Genomic DNA, 26,780 nt, shown 5'->3' on the forward strand with positions numbered 1-26,780 from the left:
TCGGGATTGCGGCCAGCGCGGTTTTAGCTTGAAATCGCATCAGCAGGCGCTCGCGGTTGCGGGCTGTCGGCCAGAGACGATTCTCCAGAACGCACTCGCAAGGAGCACCCATGAGAAGGAAACTGCCGCCAGCCGTATGGATCCTGATCGCGATGGTGATCGGGATCATCCTGGGCTACATGGTCTTCGTGAACTTTCCGAACAAGAGGACGGCCGCGGAGATTGCCGGGTACATCTCGATCATGTCGGACGTGTTCCTGCGGCTGATCAAGATGCTGATCGGGCCGCTGGTGTTCTCGACGCTGGTGGTGGGCATCGCGCACATGGGCGATGCGGCAGCCGTCGGGCGCGTCTTCGGCAAGGCGCTGGCGTGGTTCATCACGGCCTCGCTGGTCTCGCTGATCCTGGGCCTGATCATGGCCAATATCCTGCAACCGGGCCACAACCTTGGCCTGCCGCTGCCCGACATCGGCTCCTCTGCCAACCTCGCCACCTCGAAGTTCACCGTCAAGGACTTCGTCAGCCACATGGTGCCGCGGTCCTTCGTCGAAGCCATGGCCAATAACGAGATCCTGCAGATCGTCGTGTTCTCGATGTTCTTCGGGGTGGCGATGGCCTCTCTCGGCGACAAGGCCAAGACGCTGGTCGCCGCCATCGAGGAACTCTCGCACGCCATGCTCAAGATCACCGGCTACGTGATGAAGCTCGCCCCGCTTGCCGTGCTGGCCGCCATGGCAGCGACGGTCGCGGTCAACGGGTTGGACATCCTGCTGAAGTTCGCGGTGTTCATGGGCGGCTTCTACATCAGCCTGTTCATGCTGTGGTGCTTGCTGGCTCTTGCCGGCTTCATCTTCCTCGGCCCGCGGATCCTGAAACTGCTGAGCTACATCCGGGAGCCTTTCCTGCTGTCGTTCGCCACGGCGAGTTCGGAGGCCGCCTACCCGAAGATCCTGATCGCCCTCGACCGTTTTGGCGTGAAGCGCAAGATCTCCAGCTTCGTCATGCCGATGGGCTATTCCTTCAACCTCGACGGCTCGATGATGTACTGCACCTTCGCCGTGCTCTTCATCGCCCAGGCCTATGACATCCACCTGCCGATCGGCACCCAGATCACCATGCTGCTGATCCTGATGCTGACCTCGAAGGGGATGGCCGGCGTGCCGCGCGCCTCGCTGGTGGTGATTGCCGCCACCCTGAACCAGTTCAACATCCCCGAGGCGGGGCTGCTGCTGATTCTGGGGGTGGACACCTTCCTGGACATGGGCCGCTCGGCAACGAACGCGGTGGGCAACTCCATCGCCACCGCCGTCGTCGCCAAGTGGGAAGGCGAACTGATGACCGAGAGCGAGGCCGAGGCGAACGCGCGGTCGATGGACGCCGAACTCGCCGCCACCCTCGCCCACCCGATGCATGCCTGAGGACGATCATGGCGTTTCTGCGGTCACTGTCGATCGTTGCAGCCCTCCTCTGCGGCCTGTCGTCGCTGGCTTCGGCGCAGTCCGATCCCGTGCCATCCACGCCAGCCGAGCTGAGCGGAACCTTGGCCAAGGTGCGTGATGCCGGCGCCGTCACCATCGGCTATCGCGAGTCCTCGATTCCGTTCTCCTACCTCTCCTCGCGCAACGAACCGATCGGCTATTCCATCGAACTGTGCAAGGCGCTGGTCGAGGCGATGAGCGACGCGGTCCACAAGACGCTCGCGACGAAGTGGGTTCCAGTGACGTCCGAATCGCGCATCGACGCGGTGGTCAACGGGCAGGTGGACCTCGAGTGCGGTTCGACGACGAGCAATCTCGAGAGGCAAAAGCGGGTGAGCTTCTCGCCGACGATGTTCGTCTCGGGCACCAAATTGCTGGTTCGGAAGGGTTCGCCCATCAAGTCGTTCCGGGACTTGGCCGGAAAGCCGGTTGCCGTGACGCGCGGCACGACGAACGAAAAGACGATGCGCGACATCTCCGAGCGCTTCAAGCTCGACCTGAATCTCCTCGTATCGCGCGACCACGCCGAGTCGTTCGCCCTGGTGAAGTCCGGCAAGGCGGAAGCGTTTGCAACGGATGACGTCCTGCTCTATGGCCTCATCGCCCAGGACCGTGGAACTGCGGACGGCCCAAGCGACTACGAGGTGATCGGCGACTTCCTGTCGTACGACCCCTACGGCGTGATGTACCGCAAGAACGACCCCCAGATGACCACGGTGGTCAACGACACTTTCCACGAGCTGGCGGAGGATGGCGAGATCGAGCGCCAGTACAAGCGCTGGTTCCTGCGCAAGCTGCCTTCCGGCACCAGCCTGAACCTGCCGATGAGCCCGCAACTGGAAACGATCATCCAGACGATGGCGGTCAAGTCGGAGTAAGGGTCAGCGAGCGAGACCCCTTCGGGAAACACCGCGGAACCGGCTTCGCCGGGCCGCCGGTGTTGCCCCCGGCAGGGGGTGGGCGCCCGACACGAAGTGCGGGCAACCTGGGGGCGAGCCTACTGCTCAGCCAGTTCGTCCGCGCGGGCCTGCGCGGCGGCAAAGTCCAGGTCGCCCGAGTAGATCGCACGGCCGCAGATGACCCCTTCGACCCCGTCGGATTCGACAGCGCACAGCTTGTCGATGTCGGCCATGTTCGAGAGTCCGCCCGACGCGATCACCGGGATCGTGAGGGCCTGCGCCAGGCGCACCGTCGCGTCGATATTGATGCCCGACAGCATGCCGTCGCGGCCGATGTCGGTGTAGATGATCGACTCCACCCCGTAGTCCTCGAACTTCTTGCCCAGGTCGGCAACTTCGTGGCCGGTCAGCTTGCTCCAGCCATCGGTCGCCACCTTGCCGTCCTTGGCGTCCAAGCCCACGATGATGTGGCCGCCGAACGCGCTGCACGCGTCCTTCAGGAAACCGGGGTTCTTGACGGCGGCGGTGCCGATGATCACGTAGCGCAGGCCGTCGTCGATGTAGCGCTCGATCGTGTCCAGGTCGCGGATGCCGCCGCCGAGCTGCACGGGGATGTCGTCGCCGACTTCCCTCAGGATCGCCTTGATCGCCGCGTGATTCTGCGGCTTTCCGGCGAAGGCGCCGTTCAGGTCGACCAGGTGAAGCCGCCTTGCCCCTGCTTCCACCCATTTGCGAGCCATGGCGGCCGGGTCTTCGCTGAAAGTGGTGGACTGGTCCATATCGCCCTGCTTGAGGCGAACACAGTGGCCATCCTTGAGGTCGATCGCAGGAATGAGGAGCATGGTGCGAAATTGCTTGGAACGAGCGATGGAGTCGCGGGAAATCGAAGCGGGCGAACGTGAGTGGGTGGCAGGAAGCGGGATCGTACTCAGAATCCGGCAAAGCCCGCGACGGCAGGCCCGAGCCGGGCATTCGATGCGTTCACTGCGTCAAGGATTCCAGTGGAGGAAATTTCGATAGAGCTGCAGCCCATGGTCCGCACTCTTCTCCGGGTGGAACTGGGTCGCAAAAATATTATCGCGTGCAACGGCAGCGGTAAAGCGGTCGCCATAGTCTGCCTCGCCCACGCTGTGGTCGGCGTCAGCGGGCTTGGCGTAGAAGCTGTGCACGAAGTAGAAGTAGCTTTGGTCGGGGACGCCCGCCCAAACGGGATGCTTCCGCGACTGCCGAACCTGGTTCCAGCCCATCTGGGGGACCTTGTATCGGCTGCCGTCCGGCTGGAGGCGGCCCGCCAGCTCAAACTTGCGAACGTCACCGGGGATCAGGCCCAGGCCGTCGGTCGGCCCTTCGTCGCTGTGCGACAGCAACATCTGCATGCCCACGCAGACTCCGAACAACGGCTTGGAGGCTGCCGCTTCGACGACCGGCTCCAGCAGCCCCGAATCACGCAACTCGCGCATGCAGTCCGGCATGGCGCCCTGTCCCGGCAGCACGATGCGCGTGGCGTGGCGCACGACGTCGGGGTCTGAAGTGACGAACACCTCCACCCCAACCTGGTCGGCCGCATGCTGCACAGCCTGCGACACCGACCGCAGATTGCCCATGCCGTAATCGACGACGGCCACTGTGTTCTTGGTCATGGAAGAGCCTCCGCGCAGCAGCGCTGCGGCGGTCGCCTTGGGGCGGCCCGGCGGCTCAGAGCGAACCCTTCGTGGAAGGTATGACACCGGCGGAACGCGGATCGAGTTCCAACGCCGCGCGTAGCGCCCGGGCGAAAGCCTTGAAGACGGTTTCGCACTGGTGGTGCGCATTGACCCCCTTCAGATTGTCGATGTGCAGCGTGACGAAAGCGTGATTGACGAAGCCGTGAAAGAACTCGTAGGTGAGCTGGCTGTCGAAGGTCCCGATCATGCCGCTCGTGAAGGGAACATCCATCACCAGCCCGGGGCGGCCCGAGAAGTCGACCACCACGCGGCTGAGCGCCTCGTCGAGCGGAACGTAGGCATGGCCGTAGCGCCGGATGCCCTTCTTGTCACCCACGGCCTTGGCGACCGCCTGGCCCAGCGTGATGCCGACGTCTTCCACCGTATGGTGGCCGTCGATGTGCAGGTCGCCCTTGCAGTCGATATCGAGGTCGATCAGGCCATGACGGGCGATCTGGTCGAGCATGTGATCGAAAAAGCCGATCCCCGTCGACAACTTCGACCGGCCGGTGCCGTCGAGGTTGACCTGGACCGTGATTTTCGTTTCCGCGGTGTTGCGCGTGACGGACGCCGTACGCGCGCCGGCCGCGACGACTGCTTCGGGTGCCGTTGGAGTATTCATAGTGAGGCTTCAAGTGCCCCGAGCATCCGCGCGTTCTCGTCGGCGGTTCCGACGGTGAGGCGCAGGCAGTTCGCGAGCAATGGGTGCATTTTAGAAACGTTCTTGACCAGCACGCCGGCCGCCTTCATGCCCTCGAAGGTCTTTGCCGCGTCGGGGACCCGGACGAGGATCATGTTGGCCTCGCTCGGCCAGCTCTTCACGGCGGGCAGACGGGCCAGCGTCTCAAAGATCCGGGTTCGCTGCGCTCGAATGTCCGCGGCCTGTTCGGCGAAGACATCGGCGTGCTCCAGCGCGAAGAGCGCGCACTCGCAGTTCAGGACGCTGATGTTGTAGGGTGGCCGCACCTTGTCGACCTCGGCGACCAGCGCTGCCGGCCCCATCATGTAGCCCAGGCGAACGCCGGCGAGGCCGAACTTGCTGAGCGTCCGCATCAGCAGCACGTGGTCATGGCGCGTCACGCGGTCGATATAGCTCTTGCCGGCGAAAGGCTGGTAGGCCTCGTCGATGACGACCAGCCCTCCTTGCGCATCCTGCGCCTCGATGATCTTCTCGATCACGGCATCGTCCCACAGGTTGGCGGTCGGGTTGTTCGGATAGGCTAGGTAGACGATGGCGGGCTTCTCGCGCGCGATGGCGCTCAGCATCGCGCCCTCGTCCAGTTCGAAATCGGCCGTCAGCGGCACACCAATGAAGCGCAAGCCCTGCAGCTGGGCGCTCATCGCGTACATCACAAAACCGGGGACGGGCGCCAGGATTGCCGCGCCGGGCAGGTCGCAGGCCATGGCCAGGAGCGAAATCAGCTCGTCCGAGCCGTTGCCGAGCATTAGCGCGCAACCTTCCGGCATGGCGGCATATTTCGCCAGGGCGCGTTGCAGATCGGCGCCGCGCTCGCCCGGGTAACGATTCAGCGCGAGTGCGCCAAGGCGCTGGCCCAACGCCGCCTGCAGCGCCGGTGGCAGCCCGTGCGGGTTCTCCATCGCGTCGAGCTTGAGCATGCCGCGCGCGTCCTGGACGGCATAGGCATGCATGGATTGCACGTCGGCACGGATGCGGCCGAGTGCGCGGTTTGTCGCGGTCGTGGAAGTCATTGGTTCAAGGCGCGCAGCGGTAAGTGTTGCGCAGGGCAGCCGCCAGCACCAGTTGAACCGGCATGTCTGCTTCATAGCTGTCGGCATTGCGCGTCAGTTCGGCCTGGTAGAGCGAGCGTGCCATGGCGGGCTCGAGTTTGCGGCCATTGATGCAGAAACGCGGCTTCTGGTGCTCGCGCTGGTCGGCATCATTGGCTTCACGCAGGCCCTCCATCACGCCGACGAGATAGTAGTTGGCGTAGAGCTTGCCGTCCTTCTCGTTGGCTTCGAGGGTGCGAAGTTCGCGGATGGTCATGGCGTGGGCGGCGGCAGTCCATGCCAGCGTCGCCAGCACCAGCGTCTTTGCGAGCTGGCCGAATCGGATGCGTCTCAAAGGATCGTTCTCCCCTGTCTACCGTCAGCGCAGTCGCATGCGAGCTGCCTCGGCGTGCGCCGACAAGCCCTCGCCTTCGGCCAGCGTCACAGCGACGCGCCCGAGAACCTGGGCGCCGGCTTCGCTGACCTCGATGAGGCTCGACCGCTTCTGGAAGTCGTACACCCCCAACGGAGAGCTGAAGCGCGCGGTGCCACTGGTCGGCAGCACGTGGTTCGGGCCGGCGCAGTAGTCGCCCAGGCTCTCGCTGGTGTACGCACCAAGGAAGATGGCACCCGCGTGCTTGAGCAAAGGCTCCCAGCGATGCGGCTCGCGGCTGCTCACTTCGAGGTGTTCGGGCGCGATCCGGTTGCTGATCTCGCAGGCCTGTTCCATGCTTCGAGTGTGGATCAGGGCTCCGCGTCCATTGAGCGACGCCGCGATGATCTCGGCGCGCGGCATCGAAGGCAGGAGCCGATCGATTTCCTGCTGAACACGCTCGATGTAGGCCGCGTCGGGGCACAGCAGGATGCTTTGCGCCATTTCGTCGTGCTCGGCCTGGCTGAACAGGTCCATGGCGACCCAATCGGGCGGCGTCGTGCCGTCGGCGAGCACCAGGATTTCGCTCGGCCCCGCGATCATGTCGATGCCCACCGTGCCGAACACCCGGCGCTTGGCGGCGGCCACGTAGGCATTGCCGGGGCCGGTGATCTTGTCGACCGCCGGCACGGAGGCGGTGCCATAGGCCAGCGCTGCCACGGCCTGCGCGCCGCCGATGGTGAAAGAGCGCGTCACGCCGGCGACGTGCGCCGCGGCAAGCACCAGCGGATTCTTTTCGCCGCCCGGCGTCGGCACGACCATGATGATCTCGCCGACTCCGGCCACATGCGCGGGAATAGCGTTCATGAGCACGCTCGACGGATAGGCCGCCTTGCCGCCGGGCACGTAGATGCCCACGCGGTCCAGGGGTGTGACCTTCTGGCCCAACAGCGTGCCGTCGGCATCGCGGTAGCTCCAGCTTTCGCCGCTCGCCTTCTTCTGCGCCTCGTGATAGCTGCGCACGCGGGCGGCGGCCGCCTCCAGTGCGGCGCGCTGGGCGTCCGGCAGCGCTTCGAACGCCTCGCGCAGTTCGGCGGCCGTGAGTTCGAGCGCGTCCATGCCGGCCACGTCGAGCCGATCGAACCGGCGCGTGTATTCGAGCACCGCCGTGTCGCCGCGACGCTGCACGTCGGCAAGGATGTCCGCTACCACCTGCTCGATCGCGGCATCGGCCTCGGCGGACCAATGGAGGCGCGTCTTGAATTCGGCCTCGAAGGTGGCCGAAGCGGTCGACAGACGGGCGGGGACGGCTTTCAGTTTCATGGCGCGTGCACTGTCACGAGGAAGGAATGGCCGATTCGAACGCGTCGACGATACGGCGGATCGCTTCGCGTTTGAGCTTGAGCGCGGCTTGGTTGACGACCAGGCGCGCGCTGATGTCCATGATGCGTTCGACTTCGACCAACTGATTGGCCTTCAGGGTATTGCCGGTCGACACCAGGTCGACGATGGCATCGGCCAGACCGGTCAGCGGAGCGAGTTCCATGCTGCCGTACAGCTTGATCAGGTCGACGTGCACGCCCTTGCTCGCGAAAAAGTCGCGCGCCAGGCCGACGTACTTGGTCGCGACCTTGATGCGCGAACCTTGCTTGACGGCCGAGGCGTAGTCGTAGTCGGCGCGCACCGCCACGCTGAGGCGGCAGGCCGCAATGCGAAGGTCGAGCGGCTGGTACAGGCCCTGGTTGCCGTGCTCGAGCAGAACATCGAGCCCGGTGACGCCGAGGTCCGCCCCACCATACTGCACGTAGGTCGGCACATCGGAGGCACGCACCAGCACGACCCGGACATCCGGCCGCGTGGTCGCGAGGATCAGCTTGCGGGATTTCTCTGGGTCCTCCGTCACCTCGATGCCGGCGGCGGCCAGCAAGGGCATGGTTTCCTCGAAGATTCGACCCTTCGAGAGCGCCAGCGTGATCATGGCTGCACCTCGGCAGGCCCAGCGACCCGCTCGATGTCGGCCCCGAGACCGCGGAGCTTGGTTTCCATGCGGTCGTAGCCGCGATCGAGGTGATAGATGCGATCCACCAGCGTCTCGCCGTCAGCGACAAGCCCGGCGATCACGAGGCTCGCCGATGCGCGCAGGTCAGTGGCCATGACAGTCGCACCGGACAGTTGCGGCACCCCCTCGATCACGGCCACCTTGCCGTCGGTCTGGATCCGGGCACCGAGGCGCAGCATCTCGTCGACGTGCATGAAGCGGTTCTCGAAGATCGTCTCGGTCACCGTCGAGGTCCCCGCGGCGATCACGTTGAGCGCCATGAACTGCGCCTGCATGTCCGTCGGAAAGCCTGGGTACTCGGTCGTGCGAAAGCTCTGCGCCTTGAGACGGCCCCGGCTTTGCACGCGAATGCCGCCGTCGACCGCGATCACTTCCGCGCCGGCGGCACGAAGCTTTTCGATCACGGCATCGAGATGCTCGGCCCTGCCGTGCTTGAGAAAGACATCGCCTCCGGTGGCCGCCACGGCGCACAGGAAGGTGCCCGCCTCGATCCGGTCCGCCACCACCTGGTGCGTGCATCCGCGCAGCTTGTCCACGCCCTGTATGCGGATGCGGCTGGTGCCGTGCCCTTCGATCTTGGCGCCCATGGCGATCAGCATCTCGGCAAGGTCCGCAATCTCGGGCTCCTGGGCGGCGTTTTCAAGCACTGTCTCGCCCTCGGCGAGCGCCGCAGCCATCAGGAAATTCTCGGTACCGGTGACGGTCACCATGTCGGTCGTGATGCGCGCGCCGTGCAGGCGCTTGCGGCCACCGCCGATGCTGGCGACCATGTAGCCGTGTTCGACCACGATCTCGGCGCCCATGGCCTGCAGGCCCTTGATGTGCTGGTCGACCGGGCGGGATCCGATGGCGCAACCGCCCGGCAACGACACCTTGGCCCTGCCGAAGCGCGCCAGGAGCGGTCCCAGTGCGAGCACCGACGCCCGCATGGTCTTGACGAGTTCGTAGGGTGCTTCGGGCACCTCGAGCGATCGTGCGTTGATGCGCACGGTCCCGTTGTCGTCGCGATCGGCTGCAACGCCCATGTTGTGGACCAGCTTGAGCATGGTCGCGACGTCCTTGAGGCGAGGCACGTTGTGCAGCGTGACCTGTTGATCGGTCAGCAGCGCCGCGCAGAGTTCGGGCAAGGCGGCGTTCTTGGCGCCGGAAATGAGTACCTCGCCGCGAAGCGTACGCCCGCCGCGAATCAGAAGTTTGTCCATGTGGAATCCAGCGGAGGTCTAGCGGGAAGGCGAAGGAGTCTGGCTCGCCCATTCGGCGGGCGTGTAGGTTTTCATCGAAAGCGCATGCACTTCGTCGGTATGCATTTTGGCACCCAAGGTGGCGTAGACACGCTGATGCCGCTGGATGGGGCGCTTGCCCTCGAACTCTGCCGAGACGATCGTGGCGTACCAGTGACGGCCATCGCCCTCGAGCGCGATGTGCTCGCAAGCCAAACCTGCCGCAATGATCGATTGAAGTTCTTCAGCAGTCATAGTTGTTGCTCGCCCCCAGGCTGTGCGCACTTCGTGTCGCTTCGCCAACCCCCTGCAAGGGGGTGGGCGGCCACACGAAGTGGGCAAGCCTGGGGGTGTTTCATGTTATCCGCGAATCTTGTAGCCGATGCGCAGCAAGTGCACTGCGATCGCGCTCACCACCAGCCAGGCACTGCCGACGATCGCGAGACTCAGCCAGGGCGAAGCATCGCTGATCCCGAAGAAGCCGAAGCGGAAGCCGTCGATCATGTAGAAGAACGGATTGAGGTGGCTGACGGTCTGCCAGAAAGGAGGGAGCGAGCCAATGGAATAGAACACGCCCGACAGGAAGGTCATGGGCATGATCAGGAAATTCTGGAATACCGCCATCTGGTCGAACTTCTCGGCCCAGAGCCCGGCAATCAGTCCCAGCGTACCCAGGATGGCCGCACCGAGGAAGGCGAACACGGCGATCCACCACGGGGCGACGAATCCCGGCAGGGCGAACAGCGCCGTCACCACGAACACGCCCAGTCCCACCGCCAGCCCGCGCACGATCGACGAGCCGACATAGGCGAAGAACCAGCCCCAATGGGACAGCGGCGAGAGCAACACGAACACCAGGCTGCCCATGATCTTGCTCTGGATGATCGACGACGAACTGTTGGCAAAGGCGTTCTGCAGCACGCTCATCATCACGAGCCCGGGCACCAGGAAGGCCGTGTAGCTCACCGTCCCAAAGACCTTGACGTGGTCTTCGAGCACATGTCCGAACACCATCAGATAGAGCATCGCGGTCAGCACCGGAGCGCCGACGGTCTGGAATCCCACCTTCCAGAAGCGGAGCGTTTCCTTGTAGAGCAAGGCGCGCCATCCCAGCGCATTCACCATCATCTTGCAACCTCCAAGGGGGTCTGCTCGCCAGCCATCAGATCGATGAAGACGTCTTCCAGGTCAGCCTTGCGCATCTCGACATCTTCAACATCGAGTCCCGCTTCGCGGATTGCAGCCAACAACTGCTCGACCTCGAGCGCATTCTGCGCGGGCAACTGGACGATGCGTCCGGTGACACGCGCATGCTGCGCGATCGACCATGGCAGCATGCCGTCCGTCTTGAAGCGCAACACGTTGCTAGCGGCGGACCGAAGCAATTCGCTCGTACGGTCCAGCGCAATCACGCGGCCCAGCTTCAGCATGGCGATGCGATGGCACAGCGCCTCGGCTTCTTCCAGGTAGTGGGTGGTCAGCAGCACGGTGCTGCCCTGTTTGTTGAGTTTGGCGACGAACTGCCACAGGGTCTGGCGCAGCTCGACGTCCACGCCGGCGGTCGGCTCGTCCAACACGATCACGGGCGGCTTGTGCACCAGCGCCTGCGCCACCAGCACACGGCGCTTCATGCCGCCTGAAAGCTGGCGCATGTTCGCGTTGGCCTTGTCGGCGAGCCCGAGGTTGTGCAGAAGCTCGTCAATCCAGTCGTCGTTGTTCTTGATCCCGAAATAGCCCGACTGGATGCGCAATGCCTCGCGCACATTGAAGAAGGGATCGAAAACCAGCTCCTGTGGCACCACGCCGAGCTTCCGGCGGGCCTCTGCGTACTGGCGCTGCACGTCGAAGCCGTGCACGCTGATGGCGCCTTCGGTCGGACGCGAAAGTCCGGCGAGCATGCTGATCAAGGAGGTTTTTCCCGCGCCATTGGGGCCGAGCAGGCCGAAGAATTCGCCTTCTTCGATCTGGAAGCTCACGTTGTTGACCGCGCGTAGACCCGGTATTCCCTGGGCCCGTTGCTGGCGTGAGGCAGGATAGGTCTTGGAGACCGATTGAAAGGAGATCGCGGGCATGGGAACCTAGCATTTTATGCTCGCCCCCAGGTTGGCTCACTTCGTGTAGCCGCCCACCCCCTGCCGGGGGCGCCGCCTACGGCCCGGCAAAGCCGGTTCCGTGGCGGCCCCGATCGGGCGCGCCGCGCAGCCGTGAGCACACAGCGCCGCTTCTCGGCCGGCGAAGCCAGGCCCGTTGGTGAAACACCGCGGAACCGGCTTCGCCGGGCCGCTGGTGTTGCCCCCGGTAGGGGGTGGGCGGCTACACGAAGTGAGCCAACCTGGGGGCGAGCAAAAGCTACGGCGCGGCCGGCAAAAGGCCCGCTACACCGTACAAAGAAGCGAGTTCTCGCAAACGCGGGGGCAGGCCCTTTACCGCAAAGCCGCGCCCGAGGGCCCTCGACTCGCGCCGGCATTCGAGAAGCACCGCCAGCGCCGAAGAATCGAAGTGGGTCAGCGCGGTGGCATCGACCACCGTGGCGGTATCCGTTTGGCCGGCAAGCCCCCGCTGGAGCATGTACACGCAAGCGGGCGCCTCATCATGGGTCAGCTTTTGCGGGAGCACGAGCATGCCCGATCAGCCCTTACCGTTGGCGACATTGCTCTTGTTGCGAGCCACCAGCGCATCGATCAAGCCGTCGATGCCCTTGCTGTTGATCTGCTGCGAGAACTGGGTGCGATAGGTCTCGACCAGCCAGACGCCCAGCACATTGATGTTGTAGATCTTCCAGCCGCCGGCTTCGCCGGGCGTTTTCTCGAGACGGTAGTCCAGTTGCACCGGATCACCGCTGCCGCGGATTTCCGTCCGGACAAGCACTTCCTTTTCGTCCGGCGACCCGCGGAAAGGCCGCACGCTCACGGTTTGATTGCTGACCTGGTCAAGCGCGCCCGCATAGGTACGCACGAGCAGCTTCTTGAATTCTTCTTCCAGCCGCTGCTGCTGTTCCGGTGTGGCCTGCCTCCAAGCGGGCCCGACCGCCGAAGCGGTCATGCGCTGGAAGTTCACGTTCGGCATGATCTTGGTGTCGACCAGGGCCATGATCTTGTTGATGTCGCCAGCCTTGATCGATTTGTCGGCCTTGATGGTGTCGAGCACGTCCGCGGAGATGCGCTTGACCAACTCGTCCGGCGATTCGTCGGCTGCGTGAACGGGCTGAACGAATGTCAAGGCCGCGCCGGCCATGAGCAGGCCGGCGAGCGCAAGGCGCCCCAAAGAGCGGCGTTGAAGAATCTGATTCATTGATCTAGTCCCTTGTTTCAAGTCTCGAATCGGTCAAGCGGCCCGTTGGAGGCCGCCCCGCTCGCCAGGGTTCCATAGCGCAAGATGGTCGCTGCAACTGAATGCAAGCCACGCAGCGGCCCAGCAACTTCACTCGTCGGGCAAGTTGCCGTCATGGATCTCGTTGCGCCGGCGCTGCAGGAACGCATCGCGGGTGAACGAATATCTATCAAGCGCGGCATCCTGGAGCAACTGGCCTGCGCGCAACAGGTTGGAGCGGAGGTCCACGAGGCGAAGTGCATACATGGAGTTTCGCAACGGAATGTTGGTCACATAGTTGACCGGGTCACCGTTGACATCGATTGGGAGCGCCGCAGCATCTCGCACCGTCGACGGGCCCAGCAGCGGCAGCACCAGGTAGGGGCCGCTCGGTACACCCCAGTAACCCAGTGTCTGGCCGAAATCCTCGGTGCGGCGGTCGATACCGGCCTCGGTGGCGATATCGAGCAATCCGCCCAATCCGAAGAACGTGTTGACGTTCACGCGCATGAAGGTCTGGGCGCTGTCCTGCAGCTTGAGTTGCGCCACGCTGTTGGCGAAGCTCCACACGTCCGACAGATTGCTGAAGAAGTTGTTCACGCCCGTGCGAACCGGTGAGGGAAGAACCTGCCGGTAGACGGTTGCGACCGGCCGCAGCACGGCGTCGTCGACGGTGTCGTTGAAGCGTGCGACCTGGCGATTGAGCGGTTCGAGCGGATCGGCCGGATTGGCGTTCGGACCCGTCGCGCAACCCGCCAACAGGGCAAGCGCAAGCGCGATCGGCAAGGCGAAAGGGGATCGTGGGTTCATTTTTTGTTGGAGTTGCCAGCCGGCGAGCTACCCTCTGCCGCCTTGCTGTATAGAAACTGCCCGATGAGATTTTCCAGCACGACAGCCGATTGCGTCGCGGTGATCACGTCGCCAGCCTCGAGATTCTTTTCATCAGCGCCAGCTTCGATTCCGATGTACTGCTCGCCAAGCAAGCCGCTGGTCAGGATCTTGAGCGAACTGTCCTTCGGAAAACTGTATCGGCTTTGCAGCGCAATCGTGACGCTTGCCTGAAAGTTCTTGTCGTCGAACGTGATCGATTCGACACGCCCGACAACCACGCCCGCGCTCTTGACCGCTGTCTGTGGCTTCAGGCCACCGATATTGTCGAAGCGAGCGGTCACTGAATAGGTCTTCTGGAAGTTCAGGCTCAAGAGATTGGCCGACTGGAGCGCGAGAAAAAGCAGCGCTGCGGCGCCGATCAGCACGAACAGGCCGACCCAGATGTCTTTGTTGGAACGTTGCATGTCTTGCACTCTCTGATCGATTTTTCTAGATGCTGAACATCATGGCGGTCAGCAGGAAGTCGAGCCCCAGCACCGCGAGCGAGGCAACGACGACGGTCCGGGTCGTGGCGCGCGAGACGCCTTCGGGAGTCGGTTGCGATTCGTAGCCTTGCAGCAGCGCGATGAAGGTGACGGTCAGGCCGAACACGACGCTCTTGACGACACCGTTGCCAACATCCCTCCACACATCGACGCCACTCTGCATCTGGCCCCAGAAAGCGCCCGGATCGACCCCCAGCATCAGGACGCCGACGACATAGCCACCCAACACACCGACAGCACTGAATACTGCAGCCAGTAGCGGCATCGTGATGACCCCAGCCCAGAACCGCGGCGCAAGAATGCGCTGCACTGGATCGACTGCCATCATTTCCATCGCGCTGAGTTGCTCACCGGCCTTCATCAGGCCGATTTCCGCGGTAAGCGAAGTGCCGGCCCTGCCCGCGAACAGCAAGGCGGCAACCACCGGGCCGAGTTCGCGCACGAGGCTCAGAGCGACGAGCAACCCCAGCGCCTCCGAGGAGCCATAGCGCTGCAGCGTGTAGTACCCCTGCAGGCCCAGCACAAAGCCGACGAAGAGCCCGGACACGGCAATGATCGCGAGCGAGTAGTTGCCGAGGAAATGGATCTGGTCGCGCACCAACCCGAAACGACGCAGGCTGCCTGCACCGCGGAAGGACAGCCGCAGGAAGAGGCGGGCGCCCAGACCCAGATCCGCGAGCTTGCTGCGCACGGCAAAGCCGATGTCGGATGGCCGATACCAACTCATGCACGCCCTCCGTGGGCGTTGCCGAAGTCGTCCTCGATGGCCACCGCCGGATAGTGGAAGTGCACGGGTCCTTCGGGCAGTGCATTGACGAACTGATGAACCAGCGGGTCCTCGCTCCGACGGACTTCTTCCGGACGCCCTTGCGCTGCGATGCCGCCGTTGGCAAGGATGATCACGTGATCGGCGATGCGGAAGGTTTCCTCGAGGTCGTGCGAGACGACGATGCTGGTCAGGCCGAGCGTGTCATTGAGTTGCCGGATCAGTCGGGCCGCCGTGCCCAGCGAGATGGGGTCGAGACCCGCGAAGGGCTCGTCGTACATGACGAGATCGGGGTCGAGCGCGATCGCCCGGGCCAGCGCCACGCGCCGCGCCATGCCGCCTGAAACCTCACTGGGCATCAGCTGCCTCGCACCGCGCAGGCCGACTGCATCGAGCTTCATGAGCACGATGTCGCGAATGAGGGATTCGGAAAGGGCGGTGTGTTCCCGAAGGGGAAAGGCGACGTTGTCGAAGACGCTCATGTCGGTGAAGAGCGCACCGAACTGGAACAACATTCCCATGCGACGCCGAGCGGCGTAGAGCGCATCGGAACCGAGCTTGCCGATGTCCTGGCCGTTTACCAGCACCTCGCCGCGCTGTGCCCTCAACTGGCCGCCGATGAGACGCAGGACAGTCGTCTTTCCGCCGCCCGACGCACCCATGAGGGCCGTCACCTTGCCGCGCGGGACGGAGAACGAAACGCCGTCGAGGATCGCACGTGCACCGTATCCGAAGGCGACATCGTGAAATTCGACGAGTGAATTGGGAGGGGTTAGATCCATGGCAAATGAAAAAGCCGGGGCGCCCTTGAAGGCATCCCGGCTCGCGGTACGGCGCCAATGATACGGGAAGCACAGCCACCCCGCCGCCCAGCGCCGCCTCCCCCTCGCGGCTTCAGCGCGGCAGGTCGCTGAAGCCCATCAGGAATTCGTCCACCGCGCGCGCCGCCTGCCGGCCCTCACGGATAGCCCAGACCACAAGCGACTGACCACGGCGAATGTCGCCGGCCGCGAATACCTTGGGAACGTTGGTCGCATAGCCGCCGATGAAGTCCACGCTGGCCTTGGCGTTGCCGCGCGCGTCCTTCTCGACGCCGAAGGCGTCCAGCACATTGCTGACGGGGCTGATGAATCCCATCGCCAGCAGCACGAGGTCGGCCTTGAGCACTTGCTCGCTGCCGGGAACCTCGATCATCTTGCCGTCCTTCCACTCGACGCGAACCGTCTTGAGGCCGGTGACCTTGCCTTTTTCGCCAATGAACTCCTTGGTCGAGATTGCGAACTCGCGTTCGCAGCCCTCTTCGTGGCTGGAGCTCGTACGCAGCTTGTAGGGCCAGTAAGGCCAGGTCAAAGGACGATTTTCCTCTTCCGGCGGCTGCGGCAAGAGTTCGAACTGGGTGACGCTGACCGCGCCGTGGCGGTTGCTGGTGCCCACGCAGTCGGAGCCGGTATCACCGCCGCCGATCACGATCACGTGCTTGCCGTCGGCCCGGAGCTGACCCTTGACCTTGTCGCCCGCGTTGATCTTGTTCTGCTGCGGCAGGAATTCCATTGCGAAATGGATGCCATCGAGATCGCGGCCGGGCACGGGCAGGTCACGCGACTGCTCGGCGCCGCCGGTCAGCAGCACAGCGTCGAACTCCTTGTCGAGTTGCTCGGGCGTGACGGTTTCCTTGGCCCAGTTGGTGACCTTGGAGCCCTTGCCCAGCGGGTCCTTGGCAGCACCGACCATCACGCCGGCACGGAAGGTTACGCCTTCAGCCTTCATCTGCTCGACGCGACGATCGATGTGGACCTTCTCCATCTTGAAATCGGGGATGCCGTAGCGCAGCAGGCCACCGATGCGGTCGTTCTTCTCGAAAAGCGTCACATCATGGCCGACACGCGCCAGTTGCTGCGCCGCCGCCATCCCGGCCGGGCCGGAGCCGACCACTGCAACCTTCTTGCCCGTCTTGTGCTTGGCCGGCCGCGGAGCGACCCAGCCTTCGTCCCAGGCGCGATCGATGATCGCGTGCTCGATCGACTTGATACCTACCGGATCGTCATTCACGTTGAGTACACAAGCCGCCTCGCAAGGCGCGGGGCAGATGCGTCCGGTGAACTCCGGAAAATTGTTGGTCGAATCAAGCACCACGAAGGCGCTCTGCCAGTCAGTGCGATAGACCAGGTCGTTGAAGTCAGGAATGATGTTGTTGACCGGGCAGCCGCTGTTGCAAAACGGCGTGCCGCAATCCATGCAACGCGCACCCTGCACCTTCGCCTGCGTCTCGTCGAGTCCGACAACGAACTCCTTGTGGTGCTTGACCCGTTCCTCGATGGGCTTGTAGCCCTCCTCGATACGCTCATGCTCCATGAAGCCGGTGATTTTTCCCATCGTGTTGTCCTCTGTTCTTCGTTCTCGTTGCCGTCAGACCGCAGCCACCGGTTTGGCGGTCGTTGCTGCGTGCGGCTCCATGCCCGCATGTGCGTTGTTGCCGCTGCTGGTCAGCTCGACCTCTCGGTCGTGCATCTCCGCCAGTGCGCGCTTGTATTCGTTCGGGAACACCTTGACGAACTTCGTGCGCGCGACCGCCCAGTTGTCGAGCAGTTCGCGTGCGCGCTTGCTGCCCGTCCAGCGGTGGTGGTCTTCGAGCAGTTTCCTGAGCTGCGCTTCATCGGTTTCGCCGTCGTGCCACACCTTGCGATGCACGCTCGCAACCTGCTCAGCGGAAGTCAGCACCTTGTCGAGCGACACCATGGAAAGATTGCAGCGCGACGCAAACTGACCGTCTTCGTCGTAGACGAAGGCGACGCCGCCGCTCATGCCGGCCGCGAAGTTGCGACCGGTCTTTCCAAGCACGGCCACCGTGCCGCCAGTCATGTATTCGCAACCATGGTCGCCGGTGCCTTCGACCACTGCCGTTGCGCCCGAAAGACGCACCGCGAAGCGCTCGCCCGCCACGCCGCAGAGGTAGGCCTCGCCGGTGGTCGCGCCGTAGAGCGCGGTGTTGCCGACGATGGTGTTGCGCGTCGCCTCGCCGCGGAAGTCCAGGCTCGGACGGACCACGACACGGCCGCCGGATAGGCCCTTGCCGGTGTAGTCGTTCGCGTCGCCGATCAAGTACAGCGTGATGCCGCGCGCCAAGAAGGCGCCGAAGGACTGTCCACCCGTGCCTTCGAGCTGGATGCGGATCGAGTCGTCCGGCAGACCTTGCGGATGCACCTTCGTCAACGCGCCCGACAGCATCGCGCCGACCGAACGGTTCACGTTGCGTGCCACTTCGATGAACTGGACTTTCTCACCCTTCTCGATCGCGGGACGCGAGCGCTCGATCAGCTTGTTGTCGAGGCTCTTCTGCAGCCCATGGTCCTGCGCTTCGACGTGGTAGCGCGGCACGTCGGCCGGCACGTTCGGTTGCGCGAACAACCGGCTGAAGTCAAGGCCGCGCGCCTTCCAGTGCTCGATGCCCTTCTTGGTGTCGAGCAGGTCCGCACGGCCGATCAGGTCGTCGAACTTGCGCACGCCGAGCTGCGCCATGATCTGGCGCACTTCCTCGGCGACGAAGAAGAAGTAGTTCACCACGTGCTCAGGCTTGCCCGAGAACTTCTTGCGCAGCACCGGGTCTTGCGTGGCGACGCCGACCGGGCAGGTGTTGAGGTGGCACTTGCGCATCATGATGCAGCCTTCGACCACCAGCGGCGCCGTCGCGAAGCCGAATTCGTCGGCGCCGAGCAATGCGCCGATGGCCACGTCGCGGCCGGTCTTCATCTGGCCGTCGGCCTGCACGCGAATGCGGCCGCGCAGGCGGTTGAGCACGAGCGTCTGCTGGGTCTCGGCCAAGCCGATTTCCCACGGGCTGCCGGCATGCTTGATTGACGACCAGGGCGATGCGCCCGTGCCGCCGTCGTGGCCGGCGATCACGACGTGGTCGCTCTTGCACTTGGCGACGCCGGCAGCGATCGTGCCCACGCCCACTTCGCTCACCAGCTTGACGCTGACGCTGGCGTGCGGTGCGACGTTCTTCAGGTCGTGGATCAGTTGAGCCAGATCTTCGATCGAATAGATGTCGTGGTGCGGCGGCGGCGAGATGAGGCCCACGCCGGGTACCGAGTAGCGCAGTTGACCGATGTAGTTGGACACCTTGCCGCCCGGCAGCTGACCGCCTTCACCGGGCTTGGCGCCTTGCGCCATCTTGATCTGCAACTGGTCGGCCGACGAGAGGTACTCGGCCGTGACGCCGAAGCGGCCCGATGCGACTTGCTTGATCTTCGAACGCAGCGAGTCGCCGTCCTTCAGCGGCAGGTCGACCTCGACGTTGGCTTCGCCGATCACGCTCTTGAGCGTGTCGCCCACCTTGATCGGGATGCCCTTGAGTTCGTTGCGGTAGCGGGCCGGGTCTTCGCCACCCTCGCCGGTGTTGCTCTTGCCGCCGATGCGGTTCATCGCGACGGCCAGGGTCGAATGTGCTTCGGTGCTGATGGAGCCCAGCGACATGGCGCCGGTTGCAAAACGCTTGACGATCTCCGTCGCAGGTTCGACCTCGTCGACCGGGATCGCCTTGGCCGGATCGATCTTGAACTCGAACAGGCCACGCAATGTCAGGTGACGGCGGTTCTGGTCGTTGATGATCTGCGCGTATTCCTTGTAGGTGTTGAAGTTGTTGGCGCGCGTGCTGTGCTGCAGCTTGGCGATCGCATCGGGCGTCCACATGTGCTCTTCGCCGCGCGTGCGCCAGGCGTATTCGCCGCCGGCGTCGAGCATGTGCGCGAGAACCGGGTCATCGCTGAAGGCGGCCTTGTGCATGCGGATCGCTTCTTCGGCGATATCGAACACGCCGATGCCTTCGATGCGGCTCGCGGTGCCGGTGAAGTACTTTTCGACCGTCTCGCTGTTGAGGCCGATGGCCTCGAAAAGCTGCGCACCACAGTAGCTCATGTAGGTGCTGACACCCATCTTCGACATGATCTTGGACAGGCCCTTGCCGACCGCCTTGACGTAGTTGTAGATGGCCTTTTCGCCGCTCAGGTCGCCGGAAAGGTCTTCGTGCATCGCGGCCAGGGTTTCCATCGCCAGATACGGATGCACGGCTTCCGCGCCGTAGCCGGCGAGCACGCCGAAGTGGTGAACTTCGCGTGCCGAGCCCGTTTCGACGACCAATCCAGCCGTCGTACGAAGTCCCTCGCGAACGAGGTATTGGTGGATGGCCGACAGCGCCAGCAGCGCCGGAATGGCGATCTGCGTCGGGCCGACACCGCGATCGCTCACGATCAGGATGTTGTGGCCACCCTTGATTGCATCCACAGCTTCGGCGCACAGCGACGCCAGCTTGGCTTCGACGCCCTCTTCACCCCAGCCGAGTGGATAGGTGATGTCGAGCGTGTAGCTCTTGAACTTACCTTGCGTGTACTTGCCGATGTCGCGCAACTTCGCCATGTCGGCGAAGTCGAGGATCGGCTGGCTCACTTCGAGCCGCATCGGCGGGTTGACCTGGTTGATGTCCAGCAGGTTCGGCTTCGGCCCGATGAAGGACACGAGCGACATCACGATCGCCTCGCGGATCGGATCGATCGGCGGGTTCGTCACCTGCGCGAACAACTGCTTGAAGTAGTTGTAGAGCGGCTTGTTCTTGTTGGAGAGCACGGCCAGCGGGCTGTCGTTGCCCATGGAGCCGATGCCCTCTTCGCCGGCGGCCGCCATCGGGCTCATCAGGAACTTGATGTCTTCCTGCGTGTAGCCGAAGGCCTGCTGGCGGTCGAGCAGACTGACCTGGCTCGCCGGCGGCTGCACGGTCTCGGCTTCGACGCTGTCGAGCTTGATGCGCAGGTTCTCGATCCACTGCTTGTAGGGCTTGCTGTTGGCGAGGGTCGCCTTGACTTCCTCGTCGTCGATCATCCGCCCCTGCTCGAGGTCGATCAGGAACATCTTGCCGGGCTGCAGGCGCCACTTGCGCACGATCTTCTGTTCGGGCACCGGCAACACGCCGGATTCGGAACCCATGATGACCAGATCGTCATCCGTCACGCAGTAGCGCGAGGGACGCAGGCCGTTGCGGTCGAGCGTGGCGCCGATCTGGCGACCATCGGTGAACACGATCGAGGCCGGGCCGTCCCACGGCTCCAGCATGGCAGCGTGGTACTCGTAGAACGCGCGGCGGCGCGGGTCCATGGTGGCATGCTGTTCCCACGGCTCGGGGATCATCATCATCACGGCCTGGCTGATCGGGTAGCCAGCCATGGTGAGCAGTTCGAGGCAGTTGTCGAAGGTGGCCGTGTCGGACTGGCTGGCAAAGCTGATCGGATAGAGCTTTTGCAGGTCGGCACCGAGCACGGGCGAAGACATCACACCTTCGCGTGCCTTCATCCAGTTGTAGTTGCCCTTGACGGTGTTGATTTCACCGTTGTGCGCCACGTAGCGGTACGGGTGCGCGAGCGGCCACTCGGGGAAGGTGTTGGTCGAGAAACGCTGGTGCACCAGGCCCAGGGCCGAGACGCAACGCTTGTCTTGCAGGTCGAGGTAGTAGGTGCCAACCTGGTCGGCGAGCAGCAGGCCCTTGTAGACAACCGTGCGACTCGACATGCTCGGAACGTAGTATTCCTTGCTGTGCTTGAGCTTCAGGCGCTGGATGTTGGCGCTGGCGGTCTTGCGGATCACGTAGAGCTTGCGCTCCAGCGCGTCCTGGACGATCACGTCGTTGCCGCGGCCGATGAAGACCTGGCGCAACAGCGGCTCCTTGGCCCGGACATTGGGCGACATGGGCATGTCGCGGTTGACCGGCACGTCGCGCCAGCCCAGCAGAACCTGGCCTTCGACCTTGATGGCGCGCTCCATCTCCTGCTCGCAGGCCTCGCGCGAGGCGTGCTCCTTGGGCAGGAAGATCATGCCGACGCCGTATTCGCCGGGCGGCGGGAGCGTCACGCCCTGCTTGGCCATCTCTTCGCGGTACAGCAGGTCAGGCAACTGGATCAGGATGCCGGCACCGTCGCCCATGAGTTTGTCAGCGCCTACTGCGCCGCGATGGTCCAGATTCTCGAGAATCTTGAGGCCCTGCAGCACAATGGCATGGCTCTTTTCGCCCTTGATGTGGGCCACGAAGCCGACACCGCACGCGTCGTGCTCGTCAGCGGCGGAATAAAGACCGTGTTGTTGGAGATGCTCGATCTCGGCAGCCGTCGTCATGGGCGTGCTCCTTCAGTTTTCGCAGGGAAAAGGAGCATATTGCTTTGCACAAATAATGCCAAACGCTTTAAATGGGGTCAGATCATTATTAATTCTCTGACAAGTCTGTCAACAAATTAAAGGGGACACATCAAAAACAGTAGCGCCAATCCCTTGACTGGCAACGGTTTCGGCCGGATTTTCAGTGTTTGCGTGAAGCTGGCGGCCGCCCGGGTCGGGCCTTGTGCAGGCGACGACCTGTCGTTTTTTGTAACGACTCGAGAAATGTTCGGTCGCCCGCGGCCCAGCCGTGGAGTGTGGCGTCTGTCAACGTGGCCTGATCCGCTCTCGAAACGCCGCCACGCACCAATTCGGCATACGCGGCTTCGCGGGCGAACGGCGTGTTTCCGAGCGCCCAGTAGAGCGGGTGCGGCGTCAGCAGCTTGTCTTGCCGCAGGCCGGCATAGTGTCCGTGACTCGACCAGGGATAGTCGCGCGCCTCGGCAACAATGCCCGCGCGTACCGGATTCAAATCGATATAGGCCATGCAGGCCAGCAGATAGCGATCCGTCTGGATCAGGGTGGACTTGTAGCGTCCTTCCCACAACGTGCCCGTCCGCCCATGCCGATCGTTGAAATACCGGACATAGCGCCGACCGACCGCCTGCATCCATTGCGGCAGTCCTTCTGCGGTGGAAGGCGTCGCCAATAGATGGAAATGGTTGTCCATCAGCACATAGGCGTGAAGAGCGACACCCGAAGCCACCGCGTTGTCGCCCAGGAGCGCCAGAAACACTTCGTGGTCGGCCCGATCGACGAAGATCGCCTGACGATTGTTGCCACGCTGGATGACGTGATGCGGCTGATCGGCCAGGGTGAGGCGGGGCAGTCTTGCCATGTCGCTGATATGGCGGGCTCAGGAAAGCCTGAAGCGCGTCTCCATCAAGGACTCGAGGCCGAACTCCGCCAACAGATCGCGCAATCTTGCGGCGGCACTCGCCTTGCGCTGCCCGGTATGGCGCGCAATGATGAGTTCGTTCTTCATGCTGTGTTCCCAGCCGACCAGTTCGGTGACCGTGACCTGATAGCCATTCGCCTCGAGGTAAAGACAGCGCAACACATTCGTGAGTTGGCTGCCGATCTCGCGCGTGTGCAGCGGATGCCGCCACAACTCGGCCAGGGGCGTACGCGAAAGAGACAGCGCCTTCGTCTGGCGCAGGCATGCCGCGATCTCGGCTTGGCAGCAAGGCACCAAGACCATGAAACGCACCTCTTTCGCCAGACCGAATGCGATTGCATCGTCGGTGGCGGTGTCGCATGCGTGCAGTGCGGTCACCACGTCGATCCGGGGCGGCAAGGCGGCAGAAGCTGCAGATTCCGCCACAGTCAGATTGAGAAAGGACATGCGGCCGAAATGCAGCCGCTCGGCAAGCGCCCGTGACTTCTCGACCAAATCCGTTCGGGTCTCGATGCCATAGACATGCCCTCCCTCCCGCGCGCGGAAGAACAGGTCGTAGATGATGAATCCCAGATACGACTTGCCGGCGCCGTGATCGGCCAGCGTGGTCTGCGCGCCGTCGCCCGGCAGTTCGTTCAGCAGCTTTTCGATGAACTGGAACAGGTGATAGACCTGCTTGAGCTTGCGCCTCGAATCCTGGTTGAGACGACCTTCCCGCGTGAGGATGTGCAGTTCCTTGAGAAGCTCGACCGACTGCCCCGGGCGCAGCTCGCTCAGCACTTCGGCTTCGGCCTTCGAGGCCTTTGCGGCCTTGTTCATGGCGCTGCGCCTCCGGGGCCGACGTCGAGCGCGTCCCACCCCGCAGCCCCGAGCGCCTCGAGCGTCTGGATGTTGCGTCCGAAGATGGCCTCGGCATCCGGAAAGGCGTCGACGGCTCGGCTCACGCTGTCCTCGCGAAGCAGGTGCAAGGTCGGATATGGCGCGCGATTCGTCGCATTCGTGATGTCTTCGGCGTCGGTGCCGGCGAACTGGAAGCGGGGATGGAAACTGGCGAGCTGGAATTGACCCTCGAAGCCTTCGCGCGCAAGACGACGCTCCGCACGGGCGATGAAATCATTGAAATCGAAAAAGTCTGCCAAGGTGTTCGGTGCAATCAAGAGTGTGGTGTCCCGCTCGACAGGAGAACGGGCGGCGAGTGCTTCGGCTTCGGCCACTAATGCGTCGACGAGACCCGCTTCGTCGTTCGCCGTGTAGACCGCATAGTGAATCTGGCCCCTGACGTGCACCGCCTTGGCGAACGGGCACAGATTGAGCCCGATCACCGCGCGCTCCAGCCAGCGCCGAGTGCCAGCTTCGGCCTGAGACGGCGAAATGACCGGACCGCTCATGCCGTCCCCGCTCGCGGAACTGCCGGCGAAAGCTTGGCAGCGAACGCGATGCCCGCCAACGAACACGCCAACGTAACCACCCAGGTCCACTGCCAGCCGCCCGCGCGATGGGCGATCCATGCGACAACAGGCGGCGCGATGAATTGGCCGAGCGATGAAGCCTGCTGCATCATCCCGATCGTCGTCGATACCGTCGAAGGCCCCGGAGCAAGCCGCACGCCAAGCATGAACAACGTGGCCGGCACGACGCCCCCGCCGAGCGAGAACATGCAAACGGCCAGGTAGCGCAACGCTGGCGGAAGCCCGAGCGCATCGCGCGAATCGCCGATCTGCGCAAATGCCGCGACGCTTCCGAGCGCCATGACGACGAAGCCCCAGCGCATCAGTCGATCCGGTGCCACACCGCGCTGAAGAAGCCGTCCGCCTGTGACATTGCCGACGATGTTCATCGCGGCCGCAAGTGCCGTCAATGCGGCAGTCCAGGCCGCCGGAACCCCGGCTTCGACGTAGATCGCGGGCAGAAAACCGATCACTGCCATCCATTGCGAGGAATAGACCGCGAACGCCAGCGCGAGCGTCCAGGGTCCCCCAGCGCCGGCGGTGATGCGCAGACGTTCACCCCAGGCCTCCGTCGATACGCCGGCCGTCGGACGCCGCGAGTTGTCGCCCGGCACTACCAAGGCGACCCACATTGCGGCGGCGGCGGAAACTGCCGACAGGGTCCACCACCAGCCCTGCCAGCCGACCCAAGCGATCAGCGCCGGCCCGGCGAGCAATGCCAGTGCGACCCCGAGCGGCATATAGGCGCCCCACAACCCCATCGCGGCCTTCTCAGCGCTCGCTGGCGCCAACGCGCGGATCAATCCAGGTCCAGGCATCGCCGCCAGGAGAAAGCCGAAGCCTTCGAGCCCGCGGAGTGCGAACAACAGTGACAGCGCCTGCGTCTTGTCGTCGACCCAGAATCCGACCGCGCCGCCAAGCAAACTCGCGCAGGTGACAACAATCAGTCCGGTCAGCATGCTCCGCCGAAGCCCGATGACATCGGCAGCGAGTCCGACAAAAAGGCCGAGCGTCATGCCCGCGACCTGCACCAGCGAAAGCAGGAATCCGGCTTCGACCAGACCGATGCCCAGGTTGGCCTGGAGCGCCGGGACTGCCGGCGGCAATTTGCCGAGATGCAACGCAGCCGCAACGCCCGCGGCAACAACGGCGAGAGCGGCAGCAGGTATGCGGGTCTCGTGCCCGGCGGAAGCGCTCATTCAGCCCACCGCTGCCCCGTGAGGCGTTCGTATTCCCGGATCGCAAATCGATCTGTCATCCCGGCAATATAGTCCGCCACCGCGCGGTACCGGTCGCCACGCCCTGCATAGGCTTCGGGCATCTGGGCAGCGTCATCGACATAAGCGGCGAACAGCGATCGCACGACGCCCTGCGCCCGATTGGCGGTTTGCGCCACCTGGGGGTGCCGGTAGAGATTGCGAAACAGGAAGCGCTTGAGTTCGGTCGACTCCACGCGCATCGATTCGCTGAACAGGACCAACGGGCCCGCCTGCCGCACAGCGTCGGCGTCGGAAGGCGCCGTGGAGGCCAGCGCGGCGGTCGTCGCATCGATCACGTCATAGACCTGCGCGCTGAGCATCCGTCGGATCGTCTCGTAGAGAACACGTCGGCCTCGAAGCTCCGGATACTCGGCCAGCGCTTCGCGGCGGTACCGATCGAACAGCCCGACCTCGGTCAGCCGCTCGATGCCGATCAGCCCGGACCTCACGCCATCATCGATGTCGTGCGCGTTGTAGGCGATCTCGTCGGCGAGATTGCAAAGCTGTGCCTCCAGGCCCGGCTGCGTGCGATCGCAAAAGCGCCGCGCCACGCCACCCGGCTCCTGGGCCTCGATCCGCTCGGCGTTCGCACGCGAGCAGTGCTTGAGAATGCCCTCGCGCGTCTCGAAACTCAGGTTCAGGCCGTCGTACTGGGGATATCGATGCTCGAGTTCATCCACCACGCGAAGGCTCTGGAGGTTGTGCTCGAACCCTCCGTGATCCTGCATGCATGCATCGAGCGCGTCCTGGCCTGCGTGACCGAATGGGGTGTGCCCCAGATCGTGCGCCAGCGCGATGGCCTCGACCAGGTCCTCGTTGAGCCGGAGCGCGCGAGCGATCGAGCGTCCGAGTTGGGCGACCTCGAGCGAATGGGTCAGCCGCGTCCGGAACAGGTCGCCTTTGTGATTGAGAAATACCTGGGTCTTGTAGACCAGACGCCGGAACGCCGTCGAATGCACGATGCGGTCGCGGTCACGCTGGAACGCGTCTCTTGTGGGCGCGGGCGCTTCGGCGTGTCTGCGCCCGCGCGATCGCGCGGGATGGCTGGCATAAGGCGCGAGGCTCACTTC

26 protein-coding genes are annotated in these 26,780 nt (G+C 63.9%); 2 read left to right on the forward strand and 24 right to left on the reverse strand.

Features of this window, described 5'->3' with window-relative positions:
* The first annotated feature begins 110 nt into the window (after positions 1–110).
* Entirely contained in the window at positions 111–1,418 is a 1,308-nt protein-coding gene (locus tag AC1DHL_RS11215) for a dicarboxylate/amino acid:cation symporter (RefSeq protein WP_478162029.1), read from the forward strand.
* Positions 1,419–1,426: 8 nt separating this feature from the next.
* Positions 1,427–2,356 carry an amino acid ABC transporter substrate-binding protein gene (locus tag AC1DHL_RS11220; RefSeq protein ID WP_478162030.1) on the forward strand — a complete coding sequence of 310 codons (930 nt, stop codon included), beginning with the start codon at positions 1,427–1,429 and terminating at the stop codon, positions 2,354–2,356.
* A gap of 119 nt (positions 2,357–2,475) precedes the next feature.
* Here AC1DHL_RS11220 and hisA read toward each other — a convergent pair whose 3' ends face one another.
* From hisA to AC1DHL_RS11340, 24 genes are all read right to left on the reverse strand, one after another.
* Complete coding sequence (hisA, locus tag AC1DHL_RS11225; RefSeq protein WP_478098476.1) at positions 2,476–3,219, reverse strand: 1-(5-phosphoribosyl)-5-[(5-phosphoribosylamino)methylideneamino]imidazole-4-carboxamide isomerase; 744 nt, start codon at positions 3,217–3,219, stop codon at positions 2,476–2,478.
* A gap of 147 nt (positions 3,220–3,366) precedes the next feature.
* The gene (gene hisH / locus AC1DHL_RS11230) at positions 3,367–4,017 is read right to left on the reverse strand and encodes an imidazole glycerol phosphate synthase subunit HisH (protein WP_478098477.1); all 651 of its coding nucleotides are present in this window, start codon (positions 4,015–4,017) and stop codon (positions 3,367–3,369) included.
* 55 nt (positions 4,018–4,072) lie between these two features.
* Positions 4,073–4,702, reverse strand: coding sequence for an imidazoleglycerol-phosphate dehydratase HisB (gene hisB / locus AC1DHL_RS11235; protein ID WP_478098479.1), 630 nt, complete (start codon positions 4,700–4,702; stop codon positions 4,073–4,075).
* Positions 4,699–5,790 (reverse strand): histidinol-phosphate transaminase, encoded by a 1,092-nt coding sequence (hisC, locus tag AC1DHL_RS11240; protein ID WP_478098481.1) that lies wholly within the window; start codon positions 5,788–5,790, stop codon positions 4,699–4,701. The genes hisB and hisC overlap by 4 nt, the downstream gene beginning before the upstream one ends.
* Before the next feature lie 4 nt (positions 5,791–5,794).
* Positions 5,795–6,163 (reverse strand): hypothetical protein, encoded by a 369-nt coding sequence (locus AC1DHL_RS11245; protein ID WP_478098483.1) that lies wholly within the window; start codon positions 6,161–6,163, stop codon positions 5,795–5,797.
* A gap of 24 nt (positions 6,164–6,187) precedes the next feature.
* The gene (gene hisD / locus AC1DHL_RS11250) at positions 6,188–7,504 is read right to left on the reverse strand and encodes a histidinol dehydrogenase (protein WP_478162031.1); all 1,317 of its coding nucleotides are present in this window, start codon (positions 7,502–7,504) and stop codon (positions 6,188–6,190) included.
* A 13-nt stretch (positions 7,505–7,517) separates the two neighbouring features.
* Positions 7,518–8,159, reverse strand: coding sequence for an ATP phosphoribosyltransferase (gene hisG / locus AC1DHL_RS11255; RefSeq protein ID WP_478162032.1), 642 nt, complete (start codon positions 8,157–8,159; stop codon positions 7,518–7,520).
* A complete protein-coding gene (gene murA, locus AC1DHL_RS11260; protein ID WP_478098491.1) occupies positions 8,156–9,442 on the reverse strand; it encodes a UDP-N-acetylglucosamine 1-carboxyvinyltransferase in 1,287 nt (428 codons plus the stop codon). The genes hisG and murA overlap by 4 nt, the downstream gene beginning before the upstream one ends.
* Positions 9,443–9,460: 18 nt before the next feature.
* A complete protein-coding gene (locus tag AC1DHL_RS11265; RefSeq protein WP_478098493.1) occupies positions 9,461–9,715 on the reverse strand; it encodes a BolA family protein in 255 nt (84 codons plus the stop codon).
* Positions 9,716–9,820: 105 nt separating this feature from the next.
* Positions 9,821–10,585, reverse strand: coding sequence for an ABC transporter permease (locus AC1DHL_RS11270; protein WP_478162095.1), 765 nt, complete (start codon positions 10,583–10,585; stop codon positions 9,821–9,823).
* Entirely contained in the window at positions 10,585–11,532 is a 948-nt protein-coding gene (locus AC1DHL_RS11275) for an ABC transporter ATP-binding protein (RefSeq protein WP_478162033.1), read from the reverse strand. The genes AC1DHL_RS11270 and AC1DHL_RS11275 overlap by 1 nt, the downstream gene beginning before the upstream one ends.
* A 277-nt stretch (positions 11,533–11,809) precedes the next feature.
* The gene (locus AC1DHL_RS11280; RefSeq protein WP_478162034.1) at positions 11,810–12,082 is read right to left on the reverse strand and encodes an STAS domain-containing protein; all 273 of its coding nucleotides are present in this window, start codon (positions 12,080–12,082) and stop codon (positions 11,810–11,812) included.
* Between the two features lie 6 nt (positions 12,083–12,088).
* Positions 12,089–12,751 carry an MlaC/ttg2D family ABC transporter substrate-binding protein gene (locus AC1DHL_RS11285; protein ID WP_478098498.1) on the reverse strand — a complete coding sequence of 221 codons (663 nt, stop codon included), beginning with the start codon at positions 12,749–12,751 and terminating at the stop codon, positions 12,089–12,091.
* Positions 12,752–12,880: 129 nt separating this feature from the next.
* Complete coding sequence (locus tag AC1DHL_RS11290) at positions 12,881–13,579, reverse strand: MlaA family lipoprotein (protein ID WP_478098500.1); 699 nt, start codon at positions 13,577–13,579, stop codon at positions 12,881–12,883.
* The gene (gene mlaD / locus AC1DHL_RS11295; protein WP_478162096.1) at positions 13,576–14,064 is read right to left on the reverse strand and encodes an outer membrane lipid asymmetry maintenance protein MlaD; all 489 of its coding nucleotides are present in this window, start codon (positions 14,062–14,064) and stop codon (positions 13,576–13,578) included. Before mlaD ends, AC1DHL_RS11290 begins: the two co-directional genes overlap by 4 nt.
* 25 nt (positions 14,065–14,089) lie before the next feature.
* Positions 14,090–14,872 carry a lipid asymmetry maintenance ABC transporter permease subunit MlaE gene (gene mlaE, locus AC1DHL_RS11300; protein WP_478098502.1) on the reverse strand — a complete coding sequence of 261 codons (783 nt, stop codon included), beginning with the start codon at positions 14,870–14,872 and terminating at the stop codon, positions 14,090–14,092.
* Entirely contained in the window at positions 14,869–15,693 is an 825-nt protein-coding gene (locus AC1DHL_RS11305; RefSeq protein WP_478098504.1) for an ABC transporter ATP-binding protein, read from the reverse strand. Before AC1DHL_RS11305 ends, mlaE begins: the two co-directional genes overlap by 4 nt.
* A 112-nt stretch (positions 15,694–15,805) precedes the next feature.
* Entirely contained in the window at positions 15,806–17,284 is a 1,479-nt protein-coding gene (locus AC1DHL_RS11310) for a glutamate synthase subunit beta (protein ID WP_478098506.1), read from the reverse strand.
* A gap of 33 nt (positions 17,285–17,317) precedes the next feature.
* Entirely contained in the window at positions 17,318–22,066 is a 4,749-nt protein-coding gene (locus AC1DHL_RS11315) for a glutamate synthase-related protein (protein ID WP_478098508.1), read from the reverse strand.
* A gap of 181 nt (positions 22,067–22,247) precedes the next feature.
* Positions 22,248–22,943 carry a transposase gene (locus AC1DHL_RS11320; protein ID WP_478162035.1) on the reverse strand — a complete coding sequence of 232 codons (696 nt, stop codon included), beginning with the start codon at positions 22,941–22,943 and terminating at the stop codon, positions 22,248–22,250.
* An 18-nt stretch (positions 22,944–22,961) separates the two neighbouring features.
* Positions 22,962–23,822 carry a class I SAM-dependent methyltransferase gene (locus AC1DHL_RS11325; RefSeq protein WP_478162036.1) on the reverse strand — a complete coding sequence of 287 codons (861 nt, stop codon included), beginning with the start codon at positions 23,820–23,822 and terminating at the stop codon, positions 22,962–22,964.
* Entirely contained in the window at positions 23,819–24,391 is a 573-nt protein-coding gene (locus AC1DHL_RS11330; protein ID WP_478162037.1) for a DUF1415 domain-containing protein, read from the reverse strand. Before AC1DHL_RS11330 ends, AC1DHL_RS11325 begins: the two co-directional genes overlap by 4 nt.
* Positions 24,388–25,650 carry an MFS transporter gene (locus AC1DHL_RS11335; RefSeq protein ID WP_478162038.1) on the reverse strand — a complete coding sequence of 421 codons (1,263 nt, stop codon included), beginning with the start codon at positions 25,648–25,650 and terminating at the stop codon, positions 24,388–24,390. The genes AC1DHL_RS11330 and AC1DHL_RS11335 overlap by 4 nt, the downstream gene beginning before the upstream one ends.
* A complete protein-coding gene (locus AC1DHL_RS11340; RefSeq protein ID WP_478162039.1) occupies positions 25,647–26,777 on the reverse strand; it encodes a deoxyguanosinetriphosphate triphosphohydrolase in 1,131 nt (376 codons plus the stop codon). Before AC1DHL_RS11340 ends, AC1DHL_RS11335 begins: the two co-directional genes overlap by 4 nt.
* Positions 26,778–26,780: the final 3 nt, after the last annotated feature.

The organism is Variovorax sp. 10L426, from assembly GCF_056395305.1.